This is a genomic window from Pseudoalteromonas sp. S3178 (assembly GCF_005886985.1).
Lineage (GTDB): Bacteria > Pseudomonadota > Gammaproteobacteria > Enterobacterales > Alteromonadaceae > Pseudoalteromonas > Pseudoalteromonas carrageenovora.
Map to the genome: position 1 here is coordinate 1 of NZ_PNCW01000252.1, position 268 is coordinate 268.

At 39.9% G+C, this 268-nt stretch carries 1 protein-coding gene; it reads left to right on the forward strand.

Annotated features, from left to right (window positions below; genetic code table 11):
- A partial coding sequence (locus CWC11_RS20835; RefSeq protein WP_171038485.1) for a transglycosylase domain-containing protein occupies nt 1–268 on the forward strand: 268 nt, incomplete at both ends.

Consider the following 268-nt stretch of genomic DNA (forward strand, 5'->3'; position numbering starts at 1 on the left):
TTTGGGTGATGCCGCCCATTACGATTACCCAATTATCGAATGTGTTTAGTTATGGACTAAAAAGAGATTATGTTGGTTGGAATAAGATTTCCTATAATGTAAAACTGGCCGCTATTGCCAGTGAAGATCAGGCATTCCCTGATCATGGCGGTTTCGATTGGGATGCTATTGAAAAAAGCCTTAAACCCAAAAAGAAAAAGAAGAAAACAAAAATTCCGCTTGGCGGTGGGGCCAGCACTATTACCCAGCAAACAGCTAAAAATGTTTT